The sequence below is a fragment of the Streptomyces sp. NPDC001056 genome (assembly GCF_053598955.1).
On record NZ_JBSFLI010000001.1, the window covers coordinates 176,977 to 201,636 of the forward strand.

The following is a 24,660-nucleotide window of genomic DNA, read 5'->3' on the forward strand; positions in this document are numbered from 1 at the left end:
TCGATGATCGACTCCTCACCGCCCTCCTCGCGGCGGCGACGCATCAGCGCGGCCAGGAGAAGCGGGTGCTGGATGATCGACTCCTCACCGCCCTCCTCACGCCGGCGCGCGAGCGCGGCGAGGAGAAGCGGGTGCTCGATGATCGGTTCCTCACCGCGCTCCTCACGCCGGGACAGCAAGGCTGCCAGCAGAAGCGGGCCGAAGGCGGATTCCTCGCCGAACTCTTCCTGGCCTACACCGGCCTTTTCACGAGTGGGAGTCTCCGTCGCTGCCGTCATGGTTTCCTCTTTCCTTGACGCATGACTCGGCGGAGTGCTGCCGGCACGGGCCGGCCTCGCGCTCCGCCCTTCATCGCCATCGTCAAGGCGCGCGCCGCCGACCGCATTTCGATCATGCTCCGAATGGCCCCGGAATTCATGACACTCGCGCGATCCGGGTGCGAGGTCACGGGTGCGGAAAATGGGGGGATCAGCTAAAGTGCCGCGTCTCTTCGGCTGAGGTTCAGTCGGGCCGGCGTTGCGCGCGCACGGCCCGGCTGCGGGCCTCGGCGAGGGCGCGCTCGAACTCCTCGCGGGCGCGTCGCTGGATGCCGTCGCTGTCGTACAGCAGCGCGTCGGTCTCCTCGGGCGTGGCCGGGACGGGCGGCGGCCCCTCGGCGGTCAGGCGTTCGTGGAGCCACCGGCACGCCCGGTCCTCGGCAGAGAACCGCTCCAGCACCTCGCGGGTGCCGCGCTCGTGGATCCCCACGAGCCACTGGCCGCCGCGCTCTTCGAGGAAGTAGCGATCCGTGACGGGGCGCCGCCCGTGTGTGCAGCCGGGGATCTCGTAGTACGCCTCCGGGACCCCGGCCGCCCGAAGGGCCTGGCAGAGCTGGAAACGGTCCATGAAGCCAGTCTTCCACCGGGGACGGAGCGGGACCCGGTGCCAGGTGAGGCACCGGGCGCCGGGTCCCGCTCCGCGCCGTCACCGGGACGCGGTCCGCGCCCCGGCCGACGACTCCCGCTTCATCGACTTGATGTCCGTGTACGGGACCTTCACCCGCACGAGGGAACCGTTGGAGACGAGTGTGCCCACGTTGGCGAAGGGGAGGGTGGGACAGACGTCACTCGAAGACGTGGCGTACTGAACGGCCCCGCCCGGCTGCTCGAACGCCGGAGCCGCCGGTCCCGCGCACACGGTGACGTCCTTCGCCACCCTGTACAGGTGGTAGTCGTTCGGGTAGCGCGGGTCCTCGGTGTTGAGGTTGGACGGCGGGATCGCCCGCAGCCCGAACTTCGTGCCCGCGGGAGAGAGGAACCGGCCGGTCTCGTTGCCGAACCTGTCGACCAGTTGGCCCGCGTGAAGCGTCAGCGGTGCCGCGATCGGCTGGTGGTGGCTGTCGAGGGCGAAGCCGTCGGGGACCGGGTACTTCCAGTTGCCCTGACCCGCGTCCGCGGTGGGGTCCCACCAGGTGTTCAGGAACCGCACGGCGGTGAGGCCCCCGAGCCGGTCGTAGCCCTTGAGGATGTCGCCCACCAGGCCCCTGTCCGGCAACCGCCGGGGGCCGAGCCGCCAGTCACCGCAGAGGTAGAGCGGGCGGTAGGCCGCCGGGATGGGGTACGGCACCAGCCCCCTGCACACATACGGCGCCCAGGGGTCGCCGTATCCGTCCCCCGGTCGTCCGAGCGGCACCATCTGCCGGGGTGCGGACGGGCGCGACCGGTCATGCCCGAGGGCACCCGCCCGGCCACCGTCCTCGGCCGCGGCCGCGGCGACGGAGGCGCCCGTGACCAGGGAACCGACCATGCCGACCGCGGCCGCGAAGCCGGCACACCTTGCTGACGATCTCAACGAACCTCCCATGGGGCGTATGTCCGGCACCCAGCGCCGAACATGTCGCAAAACGTACGAAAATGGGCAGAACAAGAGATCACTCAAACCGGAGGCTCGGGCGAAGGCGAGCAGACGCGCCGGAGCTGCGGCCGAACGGGACCCACGCCGGAACGGCCCGCCAGGCGGTGCGGGAGCGGTCCAGGACTCGGCCGCCTGCTGTCTACGGGTGAATGTTCACGAGACGTGTCAACCAGACCTGGCCTTCTGTCAAAACTCCCTTCAAACGGATCAGGCCCGGTACTCGCGCACGTCTGCCCGCACGAGGTGGTTGTCCTGCCGCGCACTGATCGGGCAATGCCTCGCGGTCACGACGGCCGCGACGCGGAGAAGGAGCTTTCGTGATTCCCCCTTTGCTGGGCCGGATGGCTGTCGCCGCACTGGCCCTCGTCTTCTGTGCCGCCCCGGTCGGCGCGCACGCGCAGTCCGGGGCGGCACAGCCGTCGCCCGCGCCCCGGCCGATGGTGTCGGACCCGGCGGCCAGGTCCGACTTCCACCTGAGGTGGGAACCCGACCCGCGGGCCTCGGACATCGCCAACTTTCCGTACCCGCGACTCACGCCGGGCCAGCTCATCAGCAACCCCGCCAACACCGACCACCGGGCCGATCGGAGGTGCCCCCGGGCCAACAGCGCGAGCGGGGCGCTGCGCAACGCGGTCGCCGCGGCCGACTGGTACTGCCTGGACACCACGGACTCCAACACGACCAGCTGGTCCCTCCAGGGACTGAGCGGCAGTGAGGACGCGCATCCCGGCGGCACCGTCAACGGCCACCGGGTCTTCCTCACCTCGTGGTACGCGCACGGCCCCAACTCCAGCACGCCCACGCGTTCCCGGGTCAGCTTCCTCGTCGCCGGCACCCCCGGCCGCTACGTGAACGTGGAGCTGGTGCAGCTCGCCCCGGGCGCGGCCCAGTTCAGGGCTCTGCCGACACACGCCGGGGGCGTCGTCTGGCACGACAACTACCTCTATGTCGCGGACCCGCGCAGAGGTCTGCGGGTGTTCGACACGCGGAACATCCTGGACCTGGGCCGGACCACCGACCCGAGGGCTCGCGGATACCGGTTCGTGCTGCCGCAGGTCGGTATCTGGTCCACCGGGTCGAGCCAGTCCTGCAACAGGGGCAGTCGCGCCTGCTACGACTACGTCACGCTCGACCGGTCCGCGTCGAGCTGGCAGTTCATCACGGGTGAGTACTGCAGCGAGCGCCGGGGCGGGGTCCTGGTCTGGTGCGACTCGCGTCTCGCGCGCTGGCGGACAAGCGACATCACCTCCCGGACCCCCGGCCGGACCATCCACGCCCAGGAGGTCTTCCGGCAGCCGGTCACCAACGTGCAGGGCGGCGTCTCGTACACCGACCCGACCAGCAGCGCGCGCCGCTGCTACTACTTCGACAGCAGCAGGGGCGACAGCAGGCTCGGCTGGCTGGTGACGGACCGGCCGAGCCGGCAGCCCACGTACCAGCAGGGCGGCGTCGGACTCCAGGACCTGTACGTCCAGGCGTCGAACCACCAGCTGTGGACGGTCACCGAGTGGCCCGGGGTCGGCAAGCGCATCCTCTACGGCGTCAACCAGCCGAGCTGCCCCTGACCCCGACCCTGACCGGCCGTCCCCGCACCGGGCCCGTGACGCCACGACCGCTGCGGGGACGGGCCGCAGAACCCTCCGCCCCTGTCCTCAACGGCCGGTAGCCGCCGCGTAGTTGCCGGGGCCGGTTCCCGCCGCCGTCACGATCGCTGTGCGCCGGGGTCGTCGTGGTCGTCGTGGTCGTCGAGAAGGGGGCTGTGGCGTTCGGTGAGGGGGCCGACGCCGAGATCCTCGCGCATGAGCTTGCGCATCCTGGCGGCTGCCATGCCGCGTGCCTCCCAGCGGGCGCGGTCCTCCGGACTGCTGACAGCAGTGCCGTCGACGTATCCGGCGCAGATGCGCCGCAGGCAGTGGAACACGCTGTTGGAGGCCTTGACGACGGGTTCGGGCGCGATGAGCCACATCCGTTCCGACGCGACGGCTATGCCCGAATCCCGAAAGGCTTCGCGCAGCGCGCGCGCCCGCTCGCCGTCGGAGGCGTGCTCCTGGCCGGCCAGCGCCCGCAGGTTCTCACCGAGGACCTTCACGGTGGTGGTGTACTGCGTGTAGATGTCGAGCCGCAGCCGAAGGGCCTCTTTCGCGTCCTCGCGCTTCCACCGGTTGCGGTCGGCGATGAGCGTGGCGACGATGCCGATCGCGGCCCCGGCCAGGGTGGAAAGCAGTGGCAACCAATCCATGCGGGCCAGCTTGGGCCATCCCGTGACGGCGGCGCCAGGCCGGCCGGCCCGGACACCGCCCTCGCGTGTGTCCGGGCCGTTCGTCGCCGGGGTGGCTCAGGTCCGGACCGTGAGGTAGAGCCAGCCGCTCCACGTGGTCAGGTTGGTGTCGTCCTTCGCGCTGTGCACGTACTGCGAGCGCACCCGGAATTTCTGGTCGACCGGGTTGGTGAGGGTCAGCTGGGTCGTCGAGGTGCTCTTCGTGTCGAGGGAGAAGCAGCCCGAGGTGGTGAGCGTGTGCCAGGCGCCGCTGTAGTACTCCTGGGCCTGGAACTTCTCGCACTGGCCGGACTTGTCCGGCGTCACCACGGCGGTCACGCGCGGCTTCACGGTGTGGTGGTAGACGCGGTAGGTGGTGCCGCCGTACGTCGTGCTCGTGTAGTAGCCGCCGAGCGACTCCGCGATCCTCACCCGGTCGTACGCGGTGCGGGTGGCCGTGGCCGGGGCGTAGCGGTAGTCGCCCCCGAAGGACGCCGTGAACGTCGTGTTACGGGTGATCTTGTACGTGGCGGCCAGGTTGCCGGACGTGTCCACGGTGCCGGTCTTGACCAGCGTCTTCCCGCCGCCGTAGGGCTGGGCGTAGATCGAGACCGTACGGCCGTTGTACGTCGTGCCCAGGTGGGCGGTGACGGTGGCGGTCGCGCCGTACGCGTACGAGGACGCGTCGGTGGTGACGGACAGGGACGTCGCGGCACGGGACACCTGGACGATCGCGGACGCGGTGGCCGCCTGGTGGGAGGCGTCGCCCGGGTAGCCGACCGTGTAGGTGACGGCCCCGCCGACGGTCGGCTTGTCCGTGACGGTGATCGTGCCGTCGGTGCCCACGGGCACGGTCCACGTCACGGGCGTCGTCGTGTGGGCGGCGTCCGTGCGGGAGACGGTGACCTTCTCGCCGGTGCCGTACGGCGCGTCGCCCAGCGTGCCGCCGAACGTCAGCGTGGTGTCGCGGGCGGCGGTCGCGGGCGCCTTCAGCGTCAGGGCCGGCGCGTACGGGGAGACCTGGACGGTGGCGTCGGAGGACGTCGGCTGGTGTGTGGCGTCGCCCGCGTAGGACAGGTGGTAGGTGAACCGTCCCGCGCTGTCCGGGTCGTCGGTGACGGTGAACTCGGTGGTGGCGGGGTCGACCGTGACGGACGGCAGTTGCGTCGTCAGCTGGGTGTCCTCGTCCGTCCGGGACACCTGGACGGTGGTGCCCTGGGGGAGGCCGCCGAGGTTCGGCTGGGTCATCAGCGAACCGGTGAGGACCACGGACCGGGGCGACGCGGAGCCGATGTGGGGGAACGGGATGGTGGTCGTCAGCCTCGCCACGTGCACCGTCAGGGACGCCGTCGCGGCCCGGTGCGTCGCGTCGCCCGCGTACGCGACCTGGTAGGTGTACGCGCCCTCGTCCTGGCGGGTGTCGTTGACGGCGAAGGAGCCGTCCTCGCCGACGGTGGCGTCGGGCAGGGCCGTACCGTCGCGGGTGACCTTGAGCGACGCGCCGGCCGGTATCAGGCCCCTGGTGCTCAGCGATCCGGTGAGCGTGAACTGCTGGGTGGGGACCGCGTACTGCGGTGCGCCGAGGGACAGTTGGGTGTCGGTGAGCTTGGGGGCGCCGAGCACGTCGAGGGTGTAGGCCCCGGAGGCGTCCTGCGTGACGCCGTAGAGCGCCAGGCCGTCGCCCGCCCACCGCAGGCCGTCCGGGACCAGGGTCCCGGACGGGAAGGCGACGTGGTTCTCGGCGAGGTTGTTCCCGTCGGCGTACAGGTAGACGCCGGCCGCCGAGCCCGAGGGGTTGCCGGCGACGAGGGTCCCGTCGGTGTCGAGGGCGAGCGCGTTCGGGCCGCCGCCGGTGAAGTAGACGGAAGGACTGGCGAAGGCGAGGTCCGCGGTGCGGTAGACCTGCACGGCGGGCTGCTGGGAAGCGGCGAGTAGGACCTCCGTGCCGTCGCCGGTGACCTGGAAGCCGGTTGCCGTGCCGCCGTGGACGAGGGTGTCCGCCTTGGCGGACGCCGTCCCGGAGGAGACGTCGAAGGTGGCCACGTGGCTGAGGCTCTGCTGCGGCTCCTCGGCGGCGAGCACGCCACCGCCCGTCGCGAGCAGCGGTGCGACCGACCAGTGCGACATCGAGGGCTGGGGCGTCGCCGCCGGGTCGGCGGCGGACGGGTCCACCGAGCCGATGGCGCCCCCGCCGCCGGCCGTGTATCCGTACCAGACCCTGCCGCCCGCCACCGCGACGGAGGCCGGGGCGCTGCCGGTGCCGGTCGGGTAGCGGGTGGACTCGGTGAGCGTCGCCGTGTCGATGGCGGCGAGGGCGTCGCCGTCCGCGAGGGCCGCGTAGAGCGTGGTGCCGTCGGCGGACAGCGCCAGACCGGTGGCACCCGGCTCGTTCTCGATGGTGGTGACGGGGGTGCCGGACAGGTCGGTCACCACGATGCCGGTCGAACCGGCGCCCTGGCTGAAGAAGATGTGCTGGTGGGCGGCGTCGACCAGCATGTGCGCGTAGTGGGACAGCGGCAGCGCCGCCGTGCTGTCGGCCCAGGCGGCCGGGCCGGTGAGGCCGACGGTGACCGTGGTCAGTCCGGCGAGGACCGATATCGCCGCGGCGGCGGAGACCTGCTTGAGGCTCATGGAGCTCCTGTGGAAAAGGTGAGCAAGCGAGAGGGACGATAGCTCCTGCCGCTGACGGGGCCGCCTTCGCGCCAAGCCGCCCTGGGCCCGCCTCCCTTCACCACGGCGTCGTCGTGCCCGCCCGGCCCGTCACCTCGTACGCGCCGGTCGGTCGGCGACGAACCGCCCGTCGCGCGCGATGCTCTGGAGTGCGGCCATGTCCAGCGCCGGCCGGGGGCGGGTCACCGGGCCGCTCTCGGCGTAGGAGTTGACCTCCTGGGCCACCACCCGGCGGCCGTCCGGGTACAGGACGTCGACCAGCCACACCTGGGCCGCGCCGCCCTTCTCCGAAGGCCTCTGGACCTTCTTGACCCGCGTGCCGTCGGCCAGTGTCGTGGCCTCGCAGTGGCCGGGGACGCCGGCGCAGCCCATGTGTCCGGTCAGGGGGGCGGTCATGTCGTACTGCGCGTCGGCCTCGACCATGCTCCTGCCGTGGCCGTCGTCGTAGACCAACTGGACCATCCCGTCACCGGCGTTCACGTCGGAGACGGTCCCGGTCCGGGGCAGGTGGGACTTCAGCACCCTGGTCATCCGGGCGCCGGACACCCGCGGCTTCGCGGCGGAGGGAGACCCGTCGTGCGGGGCCGGCAGCGCGGTGGCCGCCTTGTTCCACGCCGGGCTGCGCACGATCGAGGTCAGCTGGTCGATGGACAGCAGCGGATCAGCCCCGCCGGACGAGCCCTTCTCGTCGCCACCGCCGAACTCCTCCACCGTCAGCTGGACCCCGTCGGCCTTCGTGAGGACCACGTACCAGCGCTTCTGCCCGGTGTCGCTGCTCGGGTACGTGAAGGACCTGGTCGTGTTGAGCACCTCGCCCCCGGGGAGCCTCTCGGTCGTGCACGTGTCGTAGGGACGCACCTCCACCGGGAGGCAACCGCCGTCGCCCTGCTGGTCGTCGGGGATGCCGGGGTCCAGCCGGGCGAGGGTGATGTCGATGCCGGAGGAACCCTTCGCGGTGGAGTAGGTGAGCTTGGCCATCGGCGCGACGAACGGCGGACCGGCCTCGGACGCCCTGCCCGAGGCCGCGGAGACGGTGCCGCCGGCGGGCAGCAGACTCTCCAGTGTGCGGACCATCTCCTCGCCGCTGACCGAGGAGGGCGCGTGCGAGGGCGACTGCTCGCCGGAGCGCGCCCCGGCGCCGGGCCGCACCTGGTCGCGGGTGCCGGCGCGGTGACCGCCGAAGGTGTCCGTGGCCATCAGGGTGCCGCCCACGGCGACCACCGCGGCGGCCGTGACGGCGATACGGGCGGTGGCGTACCACCGCATCCGCCGGCCCCGGGCGACGGACCGCTGCACCAGGTCGGCGGAGTGGGGCGGGAACTCGCCGGTGGCGCGGCGCATGGCGCGGGCCACCAGGGTTTCGAGGTCCTTGTCCAGGGACATGAGGGTTCCGTTCGTGTGGTTTTCGGGGCGTACGGGGGAGGTCGTGCGCGGTACCGGTCGTCGTCGGGACGCAATCGCTCGTCACGCGGCCAGATCGGCGTGCTCGGCGCCGAGCAGCGCGCGCAGCCGTTGCAGGGCGCGCATGCTGCGGGCGCGGACGGCTCCCGGCGACAGCCTGAGGATCCGGGAGGTCTCCTCGACCGAGCGGTCCTCCCAGTAGCGGAGCACCAGCACCGCCCGGTCCTTGGCCGCCAGCCGGGCCAGACCGTCGAGCAGCGCCATCCGCAGCTCCGCGTCCGGGGCCGTCCCCGCCGCCTCGGGCAGCCGGTCGCTGGGGCGCTCGGTGGAACTGCGGCGGCGGCGCTGGGAGATGTAGGTGCGGACGAGCACCGTGTTGGCGTACGCCACCGGGGAGCCCGCACGGCTGATCCGCCGCCAGGAGCGGTACATCTTGGCGAGCGTCTCCTGAACCAGGTCCTCGGCGAGGTGCCAGTCGCCCGTGAGCATGCAGGCGGTCCGGAACAGCGGCCCGCTGCGGGCGACGGCGAACTCCAGGTAGTCCGCGGGTGCTTCCCCCACCGTGTCGGTCCTTTCGTGGTCGGACGTCACCTCTTACACGCGGTGGGGCGGGGGCGCGTTACGCCTCGGGGGCGACCGGGCAGGACAGGGCGGCGAAGCAGTCGGGGGCGGGGGCCGGCACCTCCCGGACGGGCCGCCGGCCGCTCGCGCTCAGCCGATGGTGACGACGCGCGCCCAGGACGGCGGGGCGTCCGGGACGTAGTCGGGGTCCTCCTCGTCCACGGCGCGGGCGGGGCGGGGGAAGAGGCCGACGACGGTACGGCAGGGCGGCTGCGCGGAGGGCCACGGTGTCTGGCCGTCGGTCAGGGCGACGATCACGTCCGGGCGGGGCCGGGAGCGCAGGGCCCGCGCGAAGCCGGAGCGCAGATCCGTGCCCCCGCCGCCGACCAGGGCGATGTTCTCGGCGCGGCACAGCGGTACGGCGATCCCGGCCGCCGCGTCGCAGGAGATCACCGAGACCAGGTCGCGCCGCCCGCCCACCGCCCGGGAGATCGCCGCCACCTCCAGCAGCGCGCCGCCCAGCTCGGCGTCGCTCACCGAGCCGGAGGTGTCGATCACGACGCAGACCCGGGGCGGCGTGCGGCGCAGGCTCGGCAGCAGCACCTTCGGGACGCCGGCGGAACGCCGGGACGGGCGCCGGTAGCTGTGGTTCTCGCCCACGCCCGGCGCGCCCGCCGCCGAGCGGACCGCCGCCCCGAGCAACTGCCGCCAGGGCTGCGGCGGATGGAACGCCTCGTCCGCCCACCGGCGCCACCCCTCGGGCGCGTCGCCCGGCCGGCCCTTGATCCCCTCCGCGACCCGGAAGCGGACCGCGTCCCGCTCCTGTCTGCTCAGCCCGTGCGCCCCGTCGGGCCCCAGCTCCCACGGCCGGTGCCGCCCGTCGGCGCCGCTGCCGCAGTCCAGCCAGGCCAGGTCGCCGGTGAGCCCGGACATGGACGCCGTGCGCAGGTACTCCTCCATCAGCAGCCCGGTGGGCAGCCGCAGCAGTGACGGCAGGACCGCGCCGGTGGGCATGGGCAGGCCGGCGCCGTAGATGTCGTCGTTGATCTCGAAGTCGGCGGCGATGTTCCGCCGCAGCCGCTCCCGCCCTTCGGCCGCGGCGCCTCGCTCCCCCGCGCCGGGTTCCTCGTGTTCGCGCGCGTACCGCTCGCTGCGCCCGTGGTGGTCCCGGAGGAGATGGGAGACCTCGTGCACCCACACGCCCGCCAGTTCCTCCACCGGGGTGCGCGCCACGAAGCCGGGCGAGACGTAGCAGCGCCAGTGCGCGTCCACGGCCATCGTCGGGACGGACCCGTCCTCCACGACGTGCAGGGCGAACAGGGCGGCGGCCAGGTAGGGGCGGACCCGCACGGCGTGGAGCCGGGCGGCGAGCAACTTCTCCCGGTCCAGGCGGAGTCCCGGGCGCGCGGCCGGTGCGCCGGGGGCGGTCGGCGGCCTCGGGGCGGTGGTCCGCACCGGGCGCGGGGGCGGGGGCGGGGCCATCGGGCGGGGCAGGGGGCGGCCGGCGGGCCCCGACCCCGTCGTCATCGGCGCGCTCCCGTCGCGGGGACGGGGGTGGCCGGCCGGGTCGGCTGGGCCCGCTGCCCCGGCCGGGCCGGCTCGGACGTGCCTGCCGCCGTCGCCCGTCCCACCGAACGGTCCGCCCGCTGCGCGAGGCCGACCACTTCGGCCAGCCGTTCCACCGCCTCCGGCACCTCCCAGTCGTCGCGGCGCAGCGCGGCCAGCGCCGCCGCCGGGGCGACCAGCAGGTCGGGGGCGCCGGTCTCCAGTGCCCGGACCAGGACCGCCCAGCCCGCCTCCCACCGCTCGCGCCGGGGCCGCGCGCCGACGGCGGCCACCACCGCCTCCAGCGCGGCCTGCCGCAGGTCACCCCGCTCCGGCAGCTCGGCGCGGGCCGGGTCCGCCAGCAGCGACTCCGGGTCCGGCAGGTCCATCCGGTCGAGGTGGGCGAGGAGTTCGAACCCCGGTCCGTCCCCCACCGCGCCCCGCACCAGCAGCGCCAGCACGTCCTGGGAGACGCCGGCCGCCCTGCCGAAGGCCAGCAGCGTCAGCGCGGCCTCCCAGCTGCGCGGCGAGGGCCAGGCGCCGCCGCGCCGGGTCTCGGTGCTCGGCAGCCGGTGGATCAGCGTGGGCCTGGCCTCCAGGAACCCGCACACCGCGCGCCGCGCGAACGCCACCGCCTCCGGCAGCCGCTCGGGCACCAGCCGGGGCAGCTTTGCCCGGGGCCAGACCCCGCCGAGGCCGCGCACCACCACCTCCCGGTCGTGCACCCAGTACAGATGCACGAACCGGTTGGCCAGCGGCGGGCTCAGCTCCCACCCGTCCGCCGCCGACGCGCGCGGATTGGCCGCGGCCACGATCCGTACGCCGGGAGGCAGTTGGAGCGTGCCGACCCTCCGCTCCAGGACGACCCGCAGCAGCGCGGCCTGCACGGCCGGGGTGGCGGTGGAGAGTTCGTCCAGGAAGAGCAGCCCCCGCCCGGCCCGTACCAGCTCCACGGCCCACTGCGGCGGCGCCATCGGCACGCCCCGCACCGCGGGGTCGTCGCCCACGATGGGCAGCCCGGAGAAGTCGGACGGCTCGTGCACGCTCGCGATCACGGTGGTCAGCGGCAGGTCGAGGGAGGCGGCGAGCTGCGTCAGGGCCGCGGTCTTGCCGATGCCCGGCTCGCCCCACAGCAGCACGGGCAGGTCGGCCGCGACGGCCAGGGTGAGGGCTTCGAGCTGCTCGTCGGGGCGGGGTTCGGTGGTGGTCGTACGGAGGAGGGTCAACAGGTCGTCGGCCACGGTGAGTTGGGGTCCGGTGCCGGGTGCGGCGGCCGGGGTGGGGATTCGGGTGAGGGTGCTGGTGGTCATGGGCATCACCTTGAGGTGGGAGAGGGGACGGGGGCGGCCCGTCCCGGAGGTCGGGGTGGCGCGGGGTGCGCGGGCCGGGGGCTCGGCGGGAGCGACGGTCGGGGGCAGGCGCGGGTGAAGGGCAGGGGCGGGTCAGAACAGGCCGGTGCGGGGCCGGGTCCGGCTGTCCCGTTTGCCGCGCAGCGCGGCAGGGGCACGACGGTCCAGCCGGGGGCGGTGGCCCTCCGCGCGCCCCGCTGCCGAGGCGCTCCCCGCCGCACCGGCGGCAGGGTGCACGGCGACCAGCCCCGAGCGGAAGAGCCCGTGGTCGACGCGGCGGGCGGCCGCCGACTCCAGTTCCTCCCTGAGCGGCCCGTCGCGCAGCACCGCGTCGGGACCGAGCAGCCCCTCGACCACGGCCAGCGCTCCGGCGACATCACCGTGGCGGAGCCGCTCCCGGACGGCGGGCAGCGCCTCCGGGTCGCGGTGCACGGCGTCGATCGCCCGCAGGCACGGCAGCGCGGGGCCGCCGAGCGCCACGAGGAGTTCCTCGCGGCGCAGTTCGGCCGGGGGGTGGTCGACCGCCGTGAGCACGCCGTTCCGCAGCGCGATCCGGTGGATCTCGCCGCGGCACTCGACGCGGTGCGGGTCGCGGGGTCCGGGGGCAAAGCGGAGCACCGACGCGGGATCGGCCGCCGCCGATACCGGATCGGCCGCCGTCAGCGCCCCGGCGACGAGCGGATGCAGCCGCCCGGCCGTGACCAGCCCCGCCCGCAGCAGCTCCAGATCGGGCAGGAGCCGGGCCGCGGCCTCCGGGAGCACCGGGAGCGCGGCGACGTCCTGCGGCGGCGGGGTGTCCCGCAGCGGCCGGAGGGTCGGGGCATGGCTGTCGTCGGGAGCGGCGAGTTCGAGTACGACGCGGCTGCGCGCGCCGAGCCGTACCGTGAAGGCCCCGCGAGGGCGCCCCTCGGCGCGCAGGAGCAACTCCGCCTCGGCGGCCCAGTTGGCCACCGCCCACGGCGGGCCGAGGAGGTGGGCGGGCAGCTCGGACCGGTCCGGCGAACCGGGCGGCCGCTCGGTCGGTGTCCCGGCCGCCCCGCTCCGCCGGGCCAGTTCACCGCTGCGCGCGGCGTCCCAGAGATGCCGGTGCAGGTCGAGCCGGAAGCGCCGGTCGGGATGCGGGTGCGGGTGGTGTCCGGGAGTGCCGTCGCCCGGTCCCTCCCACAGGGCCAGGGACATCCGCTGCCCCGCGTCCGCCCGCGCCGGCGGTGTCCGCACCACCAGCCGCACGGGCACGGGGCCGTGACCGCCGTACCGCGCGAGGGTGAGGGTGAGGCCGGGCCGCAGGCGCCCGTCGGGGGCGATCCGGGGCATGTGCCAGCGGAGCAGGTCGGGGGCGAGCCGGCGCAGGTCCGCGCGGAGGCGGGTACCGAGTTCGGTGCCGTGGCGGTCGCGCACGGCGCGCAGATCGAGATCGACGTCGAACCGGGCGGCGGCGCAGGCCCCCGCCCAGTCGCCGACCGCACGGCGCGCGGTCGCGGTCTCGATCATGGACGGTGGCACGGCGTACTCACGCACGCGCTGCCACATCGACAGGTGGGGCGGAATGTCGTTCGCGACGGGTGGTGCCATCAGCACTCACCTTGCGCGAACGATTCCCCCAATCCGCAGAAGGAGAAGGTCTTCATCGCGAGCATCATAAGCACGGCGGTGCCGCGCTGTCAGTCGCGTTGTGCCGTGCGAAGACCGGGACGGCGAATCCGGGACCGGCCGGAAATACCGTGCCACCGGAGGCTGTTGCAGGCGGCGGACCCAGCCGCACCGACACGGGAGCCCCGCGTGGACCGTTCGTTCCTCTTCCTGCTCGCCAGCGCCCGACCGGGCGGCAACAGCGAGCGGTTGGCCCGTCTCGCGGCCGAGCAGTTGCCGGACGCGACCGAGCAGCGCTGGCTGGACCTGGCGGAGCTGCGACTGCCCGACTACGTCGACACGCGGCACGCCGAGGAGCCCTGGCCGGAGCAGGAGAACGAGGAGCCGCTGCGGCGGGCGACGCTCGCCGCCACCGACATCGTGATCGTCTCCCCGCTGTACTGGTACTCCCTCTCGTCGAGCGCCAAGCGCTACCTCGACTACTGGTCGAAGTGGCTGTCCGTCCCGGACCCGGGGTTCAGGGCGGCGATGGCGGGGCGCTCCCTGTGGGGTGTGACGGCGATGGCGCACCGCGAGGAGGCGGTGGCCCGGCCGCTGGTGCTCACCCTGCACCACACCGCCGCCTACATGGGGATGGACTTCGGCGGCGTGCTCCTCGGCAACGGCAGCCGGCCGGGGCAGGTGCTGGACGACGAGCGGGCGGTCGTACGGGCCAAGACCTTCTTCGCGCGGGAGGCCCGGCCGGCCGGGTTCTCGGACGCGGTGGAGTGATCTCCGGCGGGCGGCGCCGGTCAGGTTCGCGCGGGCTCGGGCGAGCGGGCGGCGGCCAGGGTGGGGTAGTCCGTGTAACCGGTCTCGCCGCCGGTGTACATCGCGTACTCGTCCCGCACCTGATTGAGCGGGGCGCCGACGCGCAGTCGTTCGACCAGGTCGGGGTTGGCCAGGAAAGCGCGGCCGAGCGCGATCAGGTCGGCGCCCGCGGCGAGGAGGCGCAGGCCCGCACGCTTGCCGCCGTCGGCGGGGAGCGGTCCGCCGCGGCCCGGCGCGGGGTTGGCGATCAGCGTGCCCGGCCAGGCCGCGCGGAGGTCGTGGAAGAGGGGCCGGCCGGGGTCGGCGAACACGATGTGCAGACAGGCGAGTCGGGCGTCGGCGAGGGCTTCGAGCAGCGCCGGGTAGATGGCGTCCGTGTCCCCCTCCTCGATGCCGTTGACCGTGTTACCGGGGGAGATGCGCAGGCCCACCCGCTCGGGGCCGATCGCGGCGGCGACCGCCCGCACCACTTCCACCACGAACCGGATCCGCCCGGCGAGCGAGCCGCCGTACGCGTCGGTGCGGTGGTTGGTGTTCGCCGCCAGGAACTGGTGCAGCAGATGGCCGTTGGCCGCGTGCACCTCGACCCCCTCGAAGCCCGCCTCGACGGCGTTGCGCGCGGCCGCGGCGAAGTCGGCGACGGTGGACTCGATGTCGGCGGTCGTCATCTCGCGCGGCACGACGGAGGCCTGGCGGCCGCTCGGGGTGTGGATCGTCTCGGGGAGCGCGACGGGCGAGGGGGCGAGGGGGGTCAGCCCGCTGGTGTCGGGGTGGCCGACGCGGCCGCCGTGCTGCAGTTGCAGGAACATCCGGCCGCCCGCGGCACGCACCGCGTCGGTGACCCGGCGCCAGCCGGCCACGTGGTCCCGGCCGTGGATGGCGGGGATGCCGGGGTACGTCTGCCCCACCGCGTTCGGCGTGGTCGCCTCGGCGATGATCAGCCCGGCGGACGCCCGCTGTGCGTAGTAGGTGGCCATGATCGGTCCGGGGACGCCGTCCGCCGCGGCGCGATTGCGGGTCAGGGGCGCCATGACCAGCCGGTTGGGCAGGTCCAGGCGGCCCACGCGGGCGGGCTCGAAGAGGCTGGATTCAGCGGCTGTGTTCGTCATGGCCGTACGGTAGAAGTTGACACCGGTGTCAGGTTCAAGCCCGTTCCGGGACACGGGGTGAGGGATGCGGATCGGTGAACTGGCCCGGCGCAGCGGGGTGAGCGAGCGGTCGCTGCGCTACTACGAGAGCCAGGGGCTGCTGGTCTCCGAGCGCAGTCCCGGGGGCCACCGGAACTTCGGGGACTGGGCCGTCGACCGCGTCGTCCGCATCCAGGCGCTGTACGCCGCCGGCCTGAACAGCGCGACCATCGGGCGGCTGCTCCCCTGCATGCGGGACGCGGACGGCGGCCCGAACGAGTTCGCCACCGGGCGACTGGTCGACGAACTCACCGCGGAACGCGCCCGCATCGACCGTCTGATCGCCGACCTGGCCCTCTCCCGGGAGATCCTGGACGAGACGATCGCGGCGGCGTCGGCCGGCGTGCGGGACCCCGCGCCGCACGTGCCTGATGGCCCGGCTCCCGGGCCTGACCACCTGGGCGGACCGGACGGACCGGACGGACCGGACAGGCGGGGTGGACCGGATCGACGAGGTGGACGCGGGCGGGGTGGACCGGGTGGAGCGGGCGGCTCGGTCTCCGAGTCGGCCGGGGAGAGCTGAAGAGCGTGGTGCCGGGGTGCCGGCCCGTCCGACGCCGGCCGGGGCGGGCCGACGGACGGCCCGCGTGCGGCTGCCGACGGCGGTCGTAGGGCAGGGTGTTCCGGGCCGGGGACGTGGTGGCCCGGGTCAGTCGCCATCCGGCTGGCACCGCGGGCACCACACCGTCCCCCGGCCCCCCATGCGCGTCCGGCACAGCCGCGTCCCGCAGCGGGGGCACGCCGGGTCGGGGTCGCCCCGGTGGCCGGTGAGCCAGGAGGGGCGGGACGGGACGCGGCCGGCGGTCACGGCGGGGCGCAGGGTGCGGCCCAACTGGGTGTAGAGGCGGCGCAGTTCGGCCGGGGTGAGGTCGCGGGCCCGGCGGTCGGGGCGCAGTCCGGCGCGCCACAGGATCTCGTCGGCGAGCAGGTTGCCGAGGCCGGCGAGGACGGACTGGTCGGTGAGGGCGGTCTTGAGGTGGCCGCGGCGGGCGCGAAGGGCGGCCTCGAAGTCGTCGCGGGTGACGGTCAGCGCGTCGGGGCCCAGGCGGGCGAGCAGCCGGTCGACGTCGACGTCGTCGTGCGCCAGCCAGAGACCGCGGAGTTTGCGCTGGTCGCGGTAGCGCAGCTGACGGCCGTCGTCCAGGGTGAACAGGACCCGGTCATGGGCCTCGACCGCGTCGCCGGGGTCGGCGGGGAGCAGGAGGCCGGTCATGCCGAAGTGCAGCAGCACGGTGGGGCCGTCGGTGCGGGCCAGCAGCCACTTGCCGTGCCGCTCCGGCTCGGCGAACCGCCGCCCCTCCAGCGCGTCCCGCAGCCCGCGCGCGCCGACGCCGTGCAGGACGCCCGTGTCGCGCACGTCGACGCGGCGTACGACCCGTCCCTTCGCGCAGGACGCGAGGACCCGGCGGAACCCCTCGACGTCCGGCAGCTCAGGCATGGCAGAGATCCGCGCGCGCGGCGGGAACGCCGAGGTCCACGGCAGCCTCCTCGATACCGGCCGGCCCCGGCTCACCCCTTCCCGCCGATGCCGCCGGCACCACCGCCGCACGGTTCTCCTCCACCCGTTCGGCGATGTCCGCGCGGTCGTCGAGGAGCCGGGAACGTGTGCGGGGCGCCGGGGAGACCGAGGGAGGAGGCGGGCGGTGGCCCCGGGACGGTCGGGCGGGCCCCGGGACGGTCGGGCGGGCCCCGGGACGGTCGGGCGGGCCCCGGGACGGTCGGGCGGGCCCCGGGACGGTCGGGCGGGCCCCGGGACGGTCGGGCGGGCTCCGGGACGGTCGGGCGGGCTCCGGGACGGAGACTTCTCGGCGACGTCACGGCTACGGGCGGAAGACGCCGAGGTGACGGCGGTCATCGGGCCGGGGCCGCTCCGCGGTCGGGGGCCCTCACCAACCCTCCGCGCGCCACGCGCGGAAATCTCCCATGGCCGGGACACATGTCCGCGTCCGGCGGCATTAGTGTGGTCACACGAGGTGGACGGCGCCGGATCCGCGGACGCGGGCGCCGGGCTCCTCGCCGCAGTCCCCGGAACGAAGGTGTCATGCCCGCTGAGAACGCCCCTGGCGCCGGCAACCTCGACGACGACGACTACCCCGCCTACACGATGGGGCGGGCCGCCGCCGTCCTCGGTATCACCCCCGCCTTCCTCCGGGCCGTGGGCGGGACGGGGCTGATCACGCCCCTGCGTGCGGAGGGCGGCCACCGTCGGTACTCCCGCCGCCAGCTGCGCATCGCCGCCCGCGCCCGTGAGCTGGTCGACCAGGGCACCCCGGTCGAGGCCGCGTGCCGCATAGTCGCCCTGGAGGACCAGCTCCAGGACGCCCTGCGGCTGAACCGGGAGATGCGCCGGAAGCTGGACGGGGGCGACACGGATACCTAGTTCCGTCGGTGCAGAATTACAGAGCGTCGCGGGTGAGAATTGGCCGCACGGCCGGAAAAGCGCATGGGCGCGGCCAACCGACGTGTGTTAGCGTGATAGGCGTTGCAGTTTTGGTTGCCAGAGAATTTTTTCTTTGCAGAGCTTTCCGGATCTTTCCGGAGGGGTGATCACAGCGGCGACTCGACTTCGCGGAGCGCGGAGTTTGGCACTGCCCCCCAAGGGAGATTCACATGGCAACTGGCACCGTGAAGTGGTTCAACTCGGAAAAGGGTTTCGGCTTCATCGAGCAGGACGGCGGCGGCGCTGACGTCTTCGCCCACTACTCGAACATCGCCACCTCCGGCTTCCGTGAGCTTCAGGAAGGCCAGAAGGTCACCTTCGACGTCACGCAGGGCCAGAAGGGCCCGCAGGCCGAGAACATCCTTCCCGCCTGACGCTGACGCGCATCGTCGCGAACCGCGTGGTTCGCGCATCATGAGGCTGGGGCCCGCGCTCTCGGGGTGCGGGTCCCAGCTCATTGCTTTTTTCCGGGTCTCCCATATTTCCCTGGACCGCTCCAGCGCCGAGAGGGACCCGACTCTTCACCATTTCTTCGGCTCATTCTTGCGAATCCTCACGCGGTCGGCACCGCCGGACGGAATTCCTCGATACGCCGCATCGAGGAGGGTTCCCCCCATGAACCGCACCCGTCGTACCGGGTCCGCTTCCACTGATCCGCGCGCCGCCCGGAGGTACACGCGCTCCCGTCCGGGCGCCGGCCGCAAGACCGGCCAGGGCGCCCGGCCCGCCGCGCGCCGGCAGGAGTTCGCCCTGCCGGCCACCGTCACCGAACCGCTGCCCGCGGTCGAGTCGTTCGCCGAACTCGACATGCCCGAACGGCTGTTGACCGCGCTCGTCAACGAGGGCATGACCGTGCCCTTCCCCATCCAGGCGGCCACCCTGCCGAACACGCTCGCGGGCCGGGACGTCCTGGGACGGGGCCGTACCGGCTCGGGCAAGACGCTCGCCTTCGGCCTGCCGGTGCTGGCCCGGCTGGAGGGCCAGCGGGCCCAGCCCAAGCAGCCGCTCGCCCTGGTCCTCGTACCGACCCGGGAGCTGGCCCAGCAGGTCACCGACTCGCTCGCGCCGTACGCCCGCGCCCTGCAGTTGCGCTTCGCCACCGTCGTGGGCGGTGTGTCGATCGGCCGCCAGACGAGCGCGCTGCGTGGCGGCGCCGAGGTCGTCGTCGCGACGCCCGGCCGTCTCAAGGACCTGATCGACCGCGGCGCCTGCCGCCTCGACCATGTCGCCGTCACGGTCCTGGACGAGGCCGACCAGATGGCCGACATGGGCTTCATGCCGCAGGTGACCGCGCTGCTCGACCAGGTCCCGGCCCGCGGGCAGCGATTGCTGTTCTCGGCCACCCTGGACCGCAACATCGACCTCCTGGTACGGCGTTACCTGCACGACCCCGTCGTGCACTCGGTCGACCCGTCCGCCGGGGCGGTCACCACGATGGAGCACCACCTGCTGCACGTGCGGGACACGGAGAAGCACACCGCCGCGACCGAGATCGCCGCCCGCGACGGACGCGTGATCATGTTCCTGGACACCAAGCACGCGGTGGACCGGCTGGCCAAGCACCTGCTGTCCGTCGGGGTGCGCGCCGCGGCCCTGCACGGCGGCAAGACCCAGCCGCAGCGCGACCGGACGCTGGCACAGTTCAAGAACGGGCAGGTCACGGCCTTGGTGGCGACCAACGTCGCCGCGCGCGGGATCCACGTCGAGGGCCTCGACCTCGTCGTGAACGTCGATCCGCCGGCCGACCACAAGGACTACCTGCACCGCGGCGGCCGCACCGCGCGCGCGGGCGAGTCCGGCACCGTCGTCACCCTCGTGCTGCCGCACCAGCGGCGCGCGATGGACCAGCTGATGGCCGACGCCGCCATCACCCCGCTCACCGCACGGGTGCGCCCCGGCGAGGAGGAGCTCCGGCGCATCACCGGCGCCAGGACGCCCTCCGGCACGCCGGTCGTCCTCGCGGCCCCGGCCGAGGAAGGACGCGGGTCCGGCGAGAGGCCCACCGGTCGGCGCCGCAGGGGGCGGGGCGGGCGCGGTGGCGCGGGCGGGCAGGGCGCCGGCCGCAGCGGGGTGAGCGGTCAGGGCACGGGCCGGGGCAAGAGCGGTCAGGGCGCCGCCGCAAGTCGCGGCGCCGGCGGTGGCGGTCAGGGTGCCGCCGTCCGTGGTGGGAGCGGCCGGGCGGGCACCCAGGTCCGCCGGGCCCCCCGGAGGGACAACCCGTAGCCCGGACACGAGGACGCGCTTCTCACGGCCGGTACGAGCCCCGCTCGTACCGGCCGTCCGTGTCGCCGTGTCCGTCCCGGACCCCACGGCCCGGCGAGACCGGGGTCGGCAACGGGCCCGCGCCGTACGAGAACCGGACACTCCGGCATCCGGGACGGCGAGTCGTTCGCACCCGGCCCCGCGCCGCGCCGTGGAGGGGCAGACTTGGGTCATGTCGCAGCGAGATGAGTTGGTACGGGAGATTCGTGCGCTCTCCGACGCGGAGGCCGCGCGGGCGCTGACGGTGCTGATGGAGGACCGGGGGCTGCTGCACTCGGCCGGTGAACTGGGCCCGCTGGACGGGCAGTTGGCGGACGCCCTGGAGGCGGCCGGGGTCGAGCCCGGCGCCGCGGGGGGCGACGGGGAACTCGCGCGGGCGGCGCTGGAGTACGCCGCGCTGCGGGGGGACGGTGTCGTCGGGGAGGCCGTGGAGTACGCGCGGTCGCCGATGGAGCGGTTCGATCCGGTGTCCGTCTCCGTGGGGGTGCTGGCCGTCACGCTGCTGCAGACCGAGGTGGTGGTCAAGCGGGACCCACGGGGGCGGTGGAGCGTGACCGTGCACAAGCGGGCGCTGAAGGACGCGGCGCTCGGGCGGCTGCTGACGGCGTTGCTGTCCCATCTCACCGACGGCAAGTAGGCCGGCGGTGGCCGTCTCCACGAGGGCGCCGTACGCGTGGCGCTGCGAGCGGTGTGAACGGCGTTGCCAGGCGCCGGTGTGGCGCGTGGTGGACAGCCGTGAGCGGGGCGACGTCCTCGAAAGCCCCGGCGGGCCGGACGGGTTCGGGAACGGGCTGAGCTGGGTGGACTGCCCCGGCTGCGGGACACGGGCGCACATCGAGGCGCCGGTGCTGGTGCTGCGGGCCGGAGCGGTCGTGCCGTCGCTGTTCGCCACCTCCGTCGCGGAGCTGCGCCAGGATGCCACGGCGAGCGCGGCCGCCCTGGTGGAGGAGGCGCGGCTCGCCGGGGCCTTCGCCGGTGGGCGGTTCGGCGGGAACGTGGTCGCACTGCCGCGCAGGCTGCTGCCGTTCGCGCTGAGCCGTGACGTCGAGAGGGATCTGGCCGACCCCGAGGCGGCGTGCGCGCAGTTGACGTCGTACGGGGCACCCACGGTGGACAACTACCGGGTCTTCCTGGCGAACGTGGCCGCCGAACTGGCGGACAACGGTGTCGGGGAACTGCTGTACGCCGTCACCGTGACCATGCCGGACCGGCTCGCCGACCTGGTCCGGGCGCATCCCCGGCTCACCGACGGCACCCTGGTGCGCGACGCGGCGGCCGAGGAGCTGCGCGAGGCCGCCGGCACCCCGCTGGAGGCGCCGCTGCGGCTGCGGCAGCGGTTGCTGGAGGACCTGTGCGGCGGACGGGTGCCCGTGGGTACGGCCGTCGAGCGGTACGCGGCGTCGCTGGCCGCCTTCGGGGAGGGGCTGCGGGCCCGGTTGCACGCGATGTACGACCAGGTACGGGTCGCGCGGGACCCGGAGACCATCCCGCTCGCGCGGGAAGCGCTCGAACTCGCCGGGCAGGTCGGCGAGACGGCCATGGAGACGGAACTCGCCGCCCGGCTCGGCAGGTTGCTGGCCGAGACCCTGCACACGGCGCACCCGGCCGATCCCGCCGAAGCGGTGCGCGTGCTCCGACTCGCCCTGGACCGGCTGCCGGAGGGGTCCCTCCAGTGGGCCGAGGTCGCCGCCAACCTCGCCTCCGTTCAGCACTCCCGCGGCGACGGCGACCGCGTCGAACGCTGGGAAGAGGCCCGCGACCTGCTCGCCCGCGCCGCCGCCGTGGTGGACCGCCGCGCCCACCGCGAGTTCTGGGCCCGGGTGCAGACCAACTACGGGCTGGTGCTCGGCGAGCGTCCGGGCGGCGGCCCCGACGACCTCACCCTCGGCATCGCACACATCCGGGCCGGACTGGACGAGCGCTCCCCCGGGCGGAATCGTGTCGACTGGTCCTTCTCGCTGCTCAACCTCGGGCTCCTCCTCTTCCGGCGCGGCGGGCCGGACGACCTGCGGCAGGCCGAACGGTGCTACCGCGACGCCCTCGGCCGACTCCGTCCGGACGACGACCCGGTCCTGTGGTCGCAGCTCCAGTGCAACCTGGCCGACCTGCTGCTCCGCTCCGAGCGCGACGCGTTCGACCCGCGGGGCGCCCGTGCCGCGGCGAACGCCGTCGTCGCCTTCGACGCCGCGCACCCGGGGCTCCTCGACACCAGCCGCGCCGTCTGGCTCCTGGCCCACGCCGCCGATCTGCTCGACGGTCCGGGGAGCGCCGAGGGTGTACGGCTGCGGCGCTCGGCGCTGGCCGCCGTACCGCCGCGCGTCTCCCCGTTCCTGCATCTGTCCATCGCCCGGGAGACGGTCGGCGTGCTCGCCGACGCCGGGGACTGGGACGGCGCGGCCGACGTGGCGGCGGACATGCTGACCGCCGTCCACGCGCTCTACGACGCCCAGGTCACCGCCGCCGCCCGCCGCAGCGTGCTCCTGACCACCCGCGGTACCGCCCGCCAGGCCGCCTTCCTGCTGGCCCGCGCGGGGCGCCCGGAACGCGCGGTCGAGGCGATCGAACGAGGGCTCGCCCGCGAGTTGTCGGTGCTGACCGGGCGGGACACGGTGGATCTGGAGGCGCTGGAGCGCGTCGACCCGCTGATGACCCGCCGGTATCGGGAGGCGCGGGAGCGGTACCGACTGGTGGTCGGCGAGGTGGAGGGGGTGGCCGGCGACTCCGGGGGCGGGGTCGGCGGCTCGGCGGGGGCGGGCGTCGACCCGGCGCGGGCGGGAGTCCCCGCCAAAGGGCCCGATGCCCTGCCGGGGGCAGGAGGCGCCCCCCGCGGGGGGCCCGGTGGCTCGGCGGAGACGGGTGCCGCTCCCGGCGGAAGGGCCGACGCCCCGACAGGGACAGGTGCCACCCGCGACGGAGAGGCCAACGCCACGACGGGGACGGGGGCCGTCCTCGGCGCGGGGTTCAACGCCCGGACAGGAGCGGGCGGCGCCACCGGCGGAGGATTCGACGTCCCGAGGGGGACGGGTGCCACGCCCGGCGAAGGACTCGACGCCCCGACGGGGACAGGTCCCACACCCGGCGAAAGACTCAACACCCCAACGGGGACAGGTCCCACACCCGGCCAAAGACTCAACACCCCGAGGGAGACGGGTCCCACACCCGGCGAAAGACTCAACACCCCAACGGGGACAGGTCCCACACCCGGCGAAAGACTCAACACCCCAACGGGGACAGGTCCCACACCCGGCCAAAGACTCAACACCCCAACGGGGACAGGTCCCACACCCGGCCAAAGACTCAACACCCCAACGGGGACAGGTCCCACACCCGGCGAAAGACAAAACACCCCGACGGGGGCGGGTGCCGCACCTGGCGAAAGACTCAACACCCCAACGGGGCCGGGTGCCCTCCCCGGGGGAGGGCTCCACGCGTCGGCGGGGGCCCAGGCCGCGGCCGAGCGGGAAGTGCGGGCCGTGGTCGAGGAGATCCGGGCGATCCCCGGGTTCGAGGGGTTCTTGCGGACGACCGAGGTGGCGGATGTCGTCCGGGCCGCCCGCGGGATGCCGCTCGCCTACCTGGTGAACTCCCCCTGGGGCAGCTGCGTCCTCGTGGTTCCGCGGGACCCGCAGGCCGGCGTGCGTGCCGTCCTCGTCCCCGAGGTGACCAGCACCTCGATCGTCCAGCTCCTGGCGCTGGACGTGGAGGCCCGCGAGGCGGGGCTCTTCGTGGTCCAGCAGGCCGGTGCGCTCAAGCGGCGCCGTGAGCTGCCGAGGGCGGTGGACCGGTTGCAAAGGCTCGCTCCGTTGCTGCGTCCCCTCGCCGGGCTGCTGGCGGAGGACCCCGGGCACGAGGCGGTCGTCGTACCGACCGGGCTGCTGGGGCACGTGCCGTTGCAGGCCGTGCCGGTGGGGCCGGAGGGTGAACCGCTCGATGACCTGGGTACGTTGACGCTCGCGCCGTCGGCCGGTGTGTACGCCGCCTCGCGTGCCGCCGCCGCGCGACCGGTGCCGCCCGTGCCGCGGCTGGTGGCCGTCTCGGACCCCGATGGCTCGTTGCCCGGCGCGCGGAGTGAACTCGCCGAGATCCGGGAGCTGTTCGAGCCGGGCGGGGAGACCGTGTCCGCGGTGGGGGCCGACGCCACGGTCGGGTGGCTGCTGGCGCACCTCGCCGAGGCGTCGTACCTGCATCTGAGCTGCCACGGGAGCGCGGAACGCATCGGCAAGGGGGCCTCGTTGGCACTCGCCGACGGCACGCTGGACCTGGACACACTCGTACGGAACCGACTCCCGTGCTGCCGGCTGGTGGTGGCGGGCGCCTGTCAGTCCGGGCGGTACGAGATCGTCGACGCGCCCGACGAGTTCACCGGGCTGCCGGGCGGCTTCCTCCAGGCCGGGGCCGCGTGCGTGATCACCAGCCTCTGGCAGGTGAACGACCTCGCGACCGCGCTGCTCATGACCCGTCTGTACGAGCTGCTCGCCCCCGGCACGCCCGGCGAACCGCCCGTGTCCGCGCTGCGCCGGGCCCGGACCTGGCTGCGGCGGCTGACGTGGGACGGCCTCGCGCGGTACGCCGCGGCCCATCCGCACCTGGCGGCCCTGGCCGGACGGTACGCCCGGCCGGGGAGCGACGCCGACGCGTGCCCCTTCGCCTCGCCCGTCCACTGGGCGGCGTTCACGGCGTGGGGGGTGTGAGCGG

General features: G+C 74.2%; 19 protein-coding genes and 1 pseudogene. 8 read left to right on the top strand and 12 right to left on the bottom strand.

Features of this window, described 5'->3' with window-relative positions; translation table 11 throughout:
* The 3 genes from ACWDD7_RS00860 to ACWDD7_RS00870 form a co-directional block, all read right to left on the bottom strand.
* Nucleotides 1–278 (bottom strand): hypothetical protein (locus ACWDD7_RS00860; protein ID WP_450455501.1); only part of this gene is annotated, 278 nt, incomplete at its 3' end.
* A 223-nt stretch (nucleotides 279–501) separates the two neighbouring features.
* Nucleotides 502–885: a hypothetical protein gene (locus ACWDD7_RS00865; RefSeq protein WP_351879840.1), complete on the bottom strand. Its 384-nt coding sequence runs from the start codon at nucleotides 883–885 to the stop codon at nucleotides 502–504.
* A gap of 78 nt (nucleotides 886–963) precedes the next feature.
* Nucleotides 964–1,830 (bottom strand): TNT domain-containing protein, encoded by an 867-nt coding sequence (locus tag ACWDD7_RS00870; protein WP_450455502.1) that lies wholly within the window; start codon nucleotides 1,828–1,830, stop codon nucleotides 964–966.
* Between the two features lie 380 nt (nucleotides 1,831–2,210).
* Between ACWDD7_RS00870 and ACWDD7_RS00875 the strand changes: the two genes are divergently transcribed.
* The gene (locus ACWDD7_RS00875) at nucleotides 2,211–3,458 is read left to right on the top strand and encodes a hypothetical protein (protein WP_450455503.1); all 1,248 of its coding nucleotides are present in this window, start codon (nucleotides 2,211–2,213) and stop codon (nucleotides 3,456–3,458) included.
* A gap of 137 nt (nucleotides 3,459–3,595) precedes the next feature.
* Here ACWDD7_RS00875 and ACWDD7_RS00880 read toward each other — a convergent pair whose 3' ends face one another.
* From ACWDD7_RS00880 to ACWDD7_RS00910, 7 genes are all read right to left on the bottom strand, one after another.
* Nucleotides 3,596–4,132, bottom strand: a complete 537-nt coding sequence (locus ACWDD7_RS00880; RefSeq protein WP_450455504.1) for a hypothetical protein — start codon at nucleotides 4,130–4,132, stop codon at nucleotides 3,596–3,598.
* 96 nt (nucleotides 4,133–4,228) lie between these two features.
* Entirely contained in the window at nucleotides 4,229–6,781 is a 2,553-nt protein-coding gene (locus tag ACWDD7_RS00885; protein ID WP_450455505.1) for a YncE family protein, read from the bottom strand.
* A 129-nt stretch (nucleotides 6,782–6,910) separates the two neighbouring features.
* Nucleotides 6,911–8,203, bottom strand: coding sequence for a hypothetical protein (locus ACWDD7_RS00890; protein WP_450455507.1), 1,293 nt, complete (start codon nucleotides 8,201–8,203; stop codon nucleotides 6,911–6,913).
* Between the two features lie 81 nt (nucleotides 8,204–8,284).
* The gene (locus tag ACWDD7_RS00895; RefSeq protein ID WP_351879822.1) at nucleotides 8,285–8,782 is read right to left on the bottom strand and encodes a SigE family RNA polymerase sigma factor; all 498 of its coding nucleotides are present in this window, start codon (nucleotides 8,780–8,782) and stop codon (nucleotides 8,285–8,287) included.
* A 150-nt stretch (nucleotides 8,783–8,932) separates the two neighbouring features.
* Nucleotides 8,933–10,264: a vWA domain-containing protein gene (locus ACWDD7_RS00900; RefSeq protein ID WP_450455834.1), complete on the bottom strand. Its 1,332-nt coding sequence runs from the start codon at nucleotides 10,262–10,264 to the stop codon at nucleotides 8,933–8,935.
* Nucleotides 10,265–10,305: 41 nt separating this feature from the next.
* On the bottom strand, nucleotides 10,306–11,637 hold the full coding sequence (locus tag ACWDD7_RS00905) for an AAA family ATPase (protein WP_351880047.1): 1,332 nt from the start codon (nucleotides 11,635–11,637) through the stop codon (nucleotides 10,306–10,308).
* A 132-nt stretch (nucleotides 11,638–11,769) separates the two neighbouring features.
* On the bottom strand, nucleotides 11,770–13,248 hold the full coding sequence (locus ACWDD7_RS00910; protein WP_450455509.1) for a hypothetical protein: 1,479 nt from the start codon (nucleotides 13,246–13,248) through the stop codon (nucleotides 11,770–11,772).
* A 207-nt stretch (nucleotides 13,249–13,455) separates the two neighbouring features.
* Between ACWDD7_RS00910 and ACWDD7_RS00915 the strand changes: the two genes are divergently transcribed.
* Nucleotides 13,456–14,037, top strand: a complete 582-nt coding sequence (locus tag ACWDD7_RS00915) for a flavodoxin family protein (protein ID WP_392215090.1) — start codon at nucleotides 13,456–13,458, stop codon at nucleotides 14,035–14,037.
* 20 nt (nucleotides 14,038–14,057) lie between these two features.
* On the opposite strand, the gene ACWDD7_RS00920 is transcribed toward ACWDD7_RS00915, so the two are convergent.
* The gene (locus tag ACWDD7_RS00920; RefSeq protein ID WP_450455510.1) at nucleotides 14,058–15,185 is read right to left on the bottom strand and encodes an alkene reductase; all 1,128 of its coding nucleotides are present in this window, start codon (nucleotides 15,183–15,185) and stop codon (nucleotides 14,058–14,060) included.
* 64 nt (nucleotides 15,186–15,249) lie between these two features.
* On the opposite strand from ACWDD7_RS00920, the pseudogene ACWDD7_RS00925 reads away from it, so the two are divergent.
* Nucleotides 15,250–15,603, top strand: a pseudogene (locus ACWDD7_RS00925) (MerR family transcriptional regulator); the annotation flags it as partial.
* Between the two features lie 309 nt (nucleotides 15,604–15,912).
* Here the strand turns inward: ACWDD7_RS00925 and ACWDD7_RS00930 are convergent.
* Nucleotides 15,913–16,701 carry an Fpg/Nei family DNA glycosylase gene (locus ACWDD7_RS00930; RefSeq protein ID WP_450455511.1) on the bottom strand — a complete coding sequence of 263 codons (789 nt, stop codon included), beginning with the start codon at nucleotides 16,699–16,701 and terminating at the stop codon, nucleotides 15,913–15,915.
* 603 nt (nucleotides 16,702–17,304) lie between these two features.
* Here ACWDD7_RS00930 and ACWDD7_RS00935 point away from each other — a divergent pair.
* From ACWDD7_RS00935 to ACWDD7_RS00955, 5 genes are all read left to right on the top strand, one after another.
* Nucleotides 17,305–17,643, top strand: a complete 339-nt coding sequence (locus ACWDD7_RS00935; RefSeq protein ID WP_351880032.1) for a MerR family transcriptional regulator — start codon at nucleotides 17,305–17,307, stop codon at nucleotides 17,641–17,643.
* A 230-nt stretch (nucleotides 17,644–17,873) separates the two neighbouring features.
* Entirely contained in the window at nucleotides 17,874–18,077 is a 204-nt protein-coding gene (locus tag ACWDD7_RS00940) for a cold-shock protein (protein ID WP_005318814.1), read from the top strand.
* A 241-nt stretch (nucleotides 18,078–18,318) separates the two neighbouring features.
* The gene (locus ACWDD7_RS00945) at nucleotides 18,319–19,926 is read left to right on the top strand and encodes a DEAD/DEAH box helicase (protein ID WP_450455513.1); all 1,608 of its coding nucleotides are present in this window, start codon (nucleotides 18,319–18,321) and stop codon (nucleotides 19,924–19,926) included.
* A gap of 211 nt (nucleotides 19,927–20,137) precedes the next feature.
* On the top strand, nucleotides 20,138–20,602 hold the full coding sequence (locus ACWDD7_RS00950) for a hypothetical protein (protein ID WP_450455515.1): 465 nt from the start codon (nucleotides 20,138–20,140) through the stop codon (nucleotides 20,600–20,602).
* A gap of 85 nt (nucleotides 20,603–20,687) precedes the next feature.
* Nucleotides 20,688–24,656, top strand: coding sequence for a CHAT domain-containing protein (locus tag ACWDD7_RS00955; RefSeq protein ID WP_450455516.1), 3,969 nt, complete (start codon nucleotides 20,688–20,690; stop codon nucleotides 24,654–24,656).
* The last annotated feature ends 4 nt before the right edge of the window (nucleotides 24,657–24,660 follow it).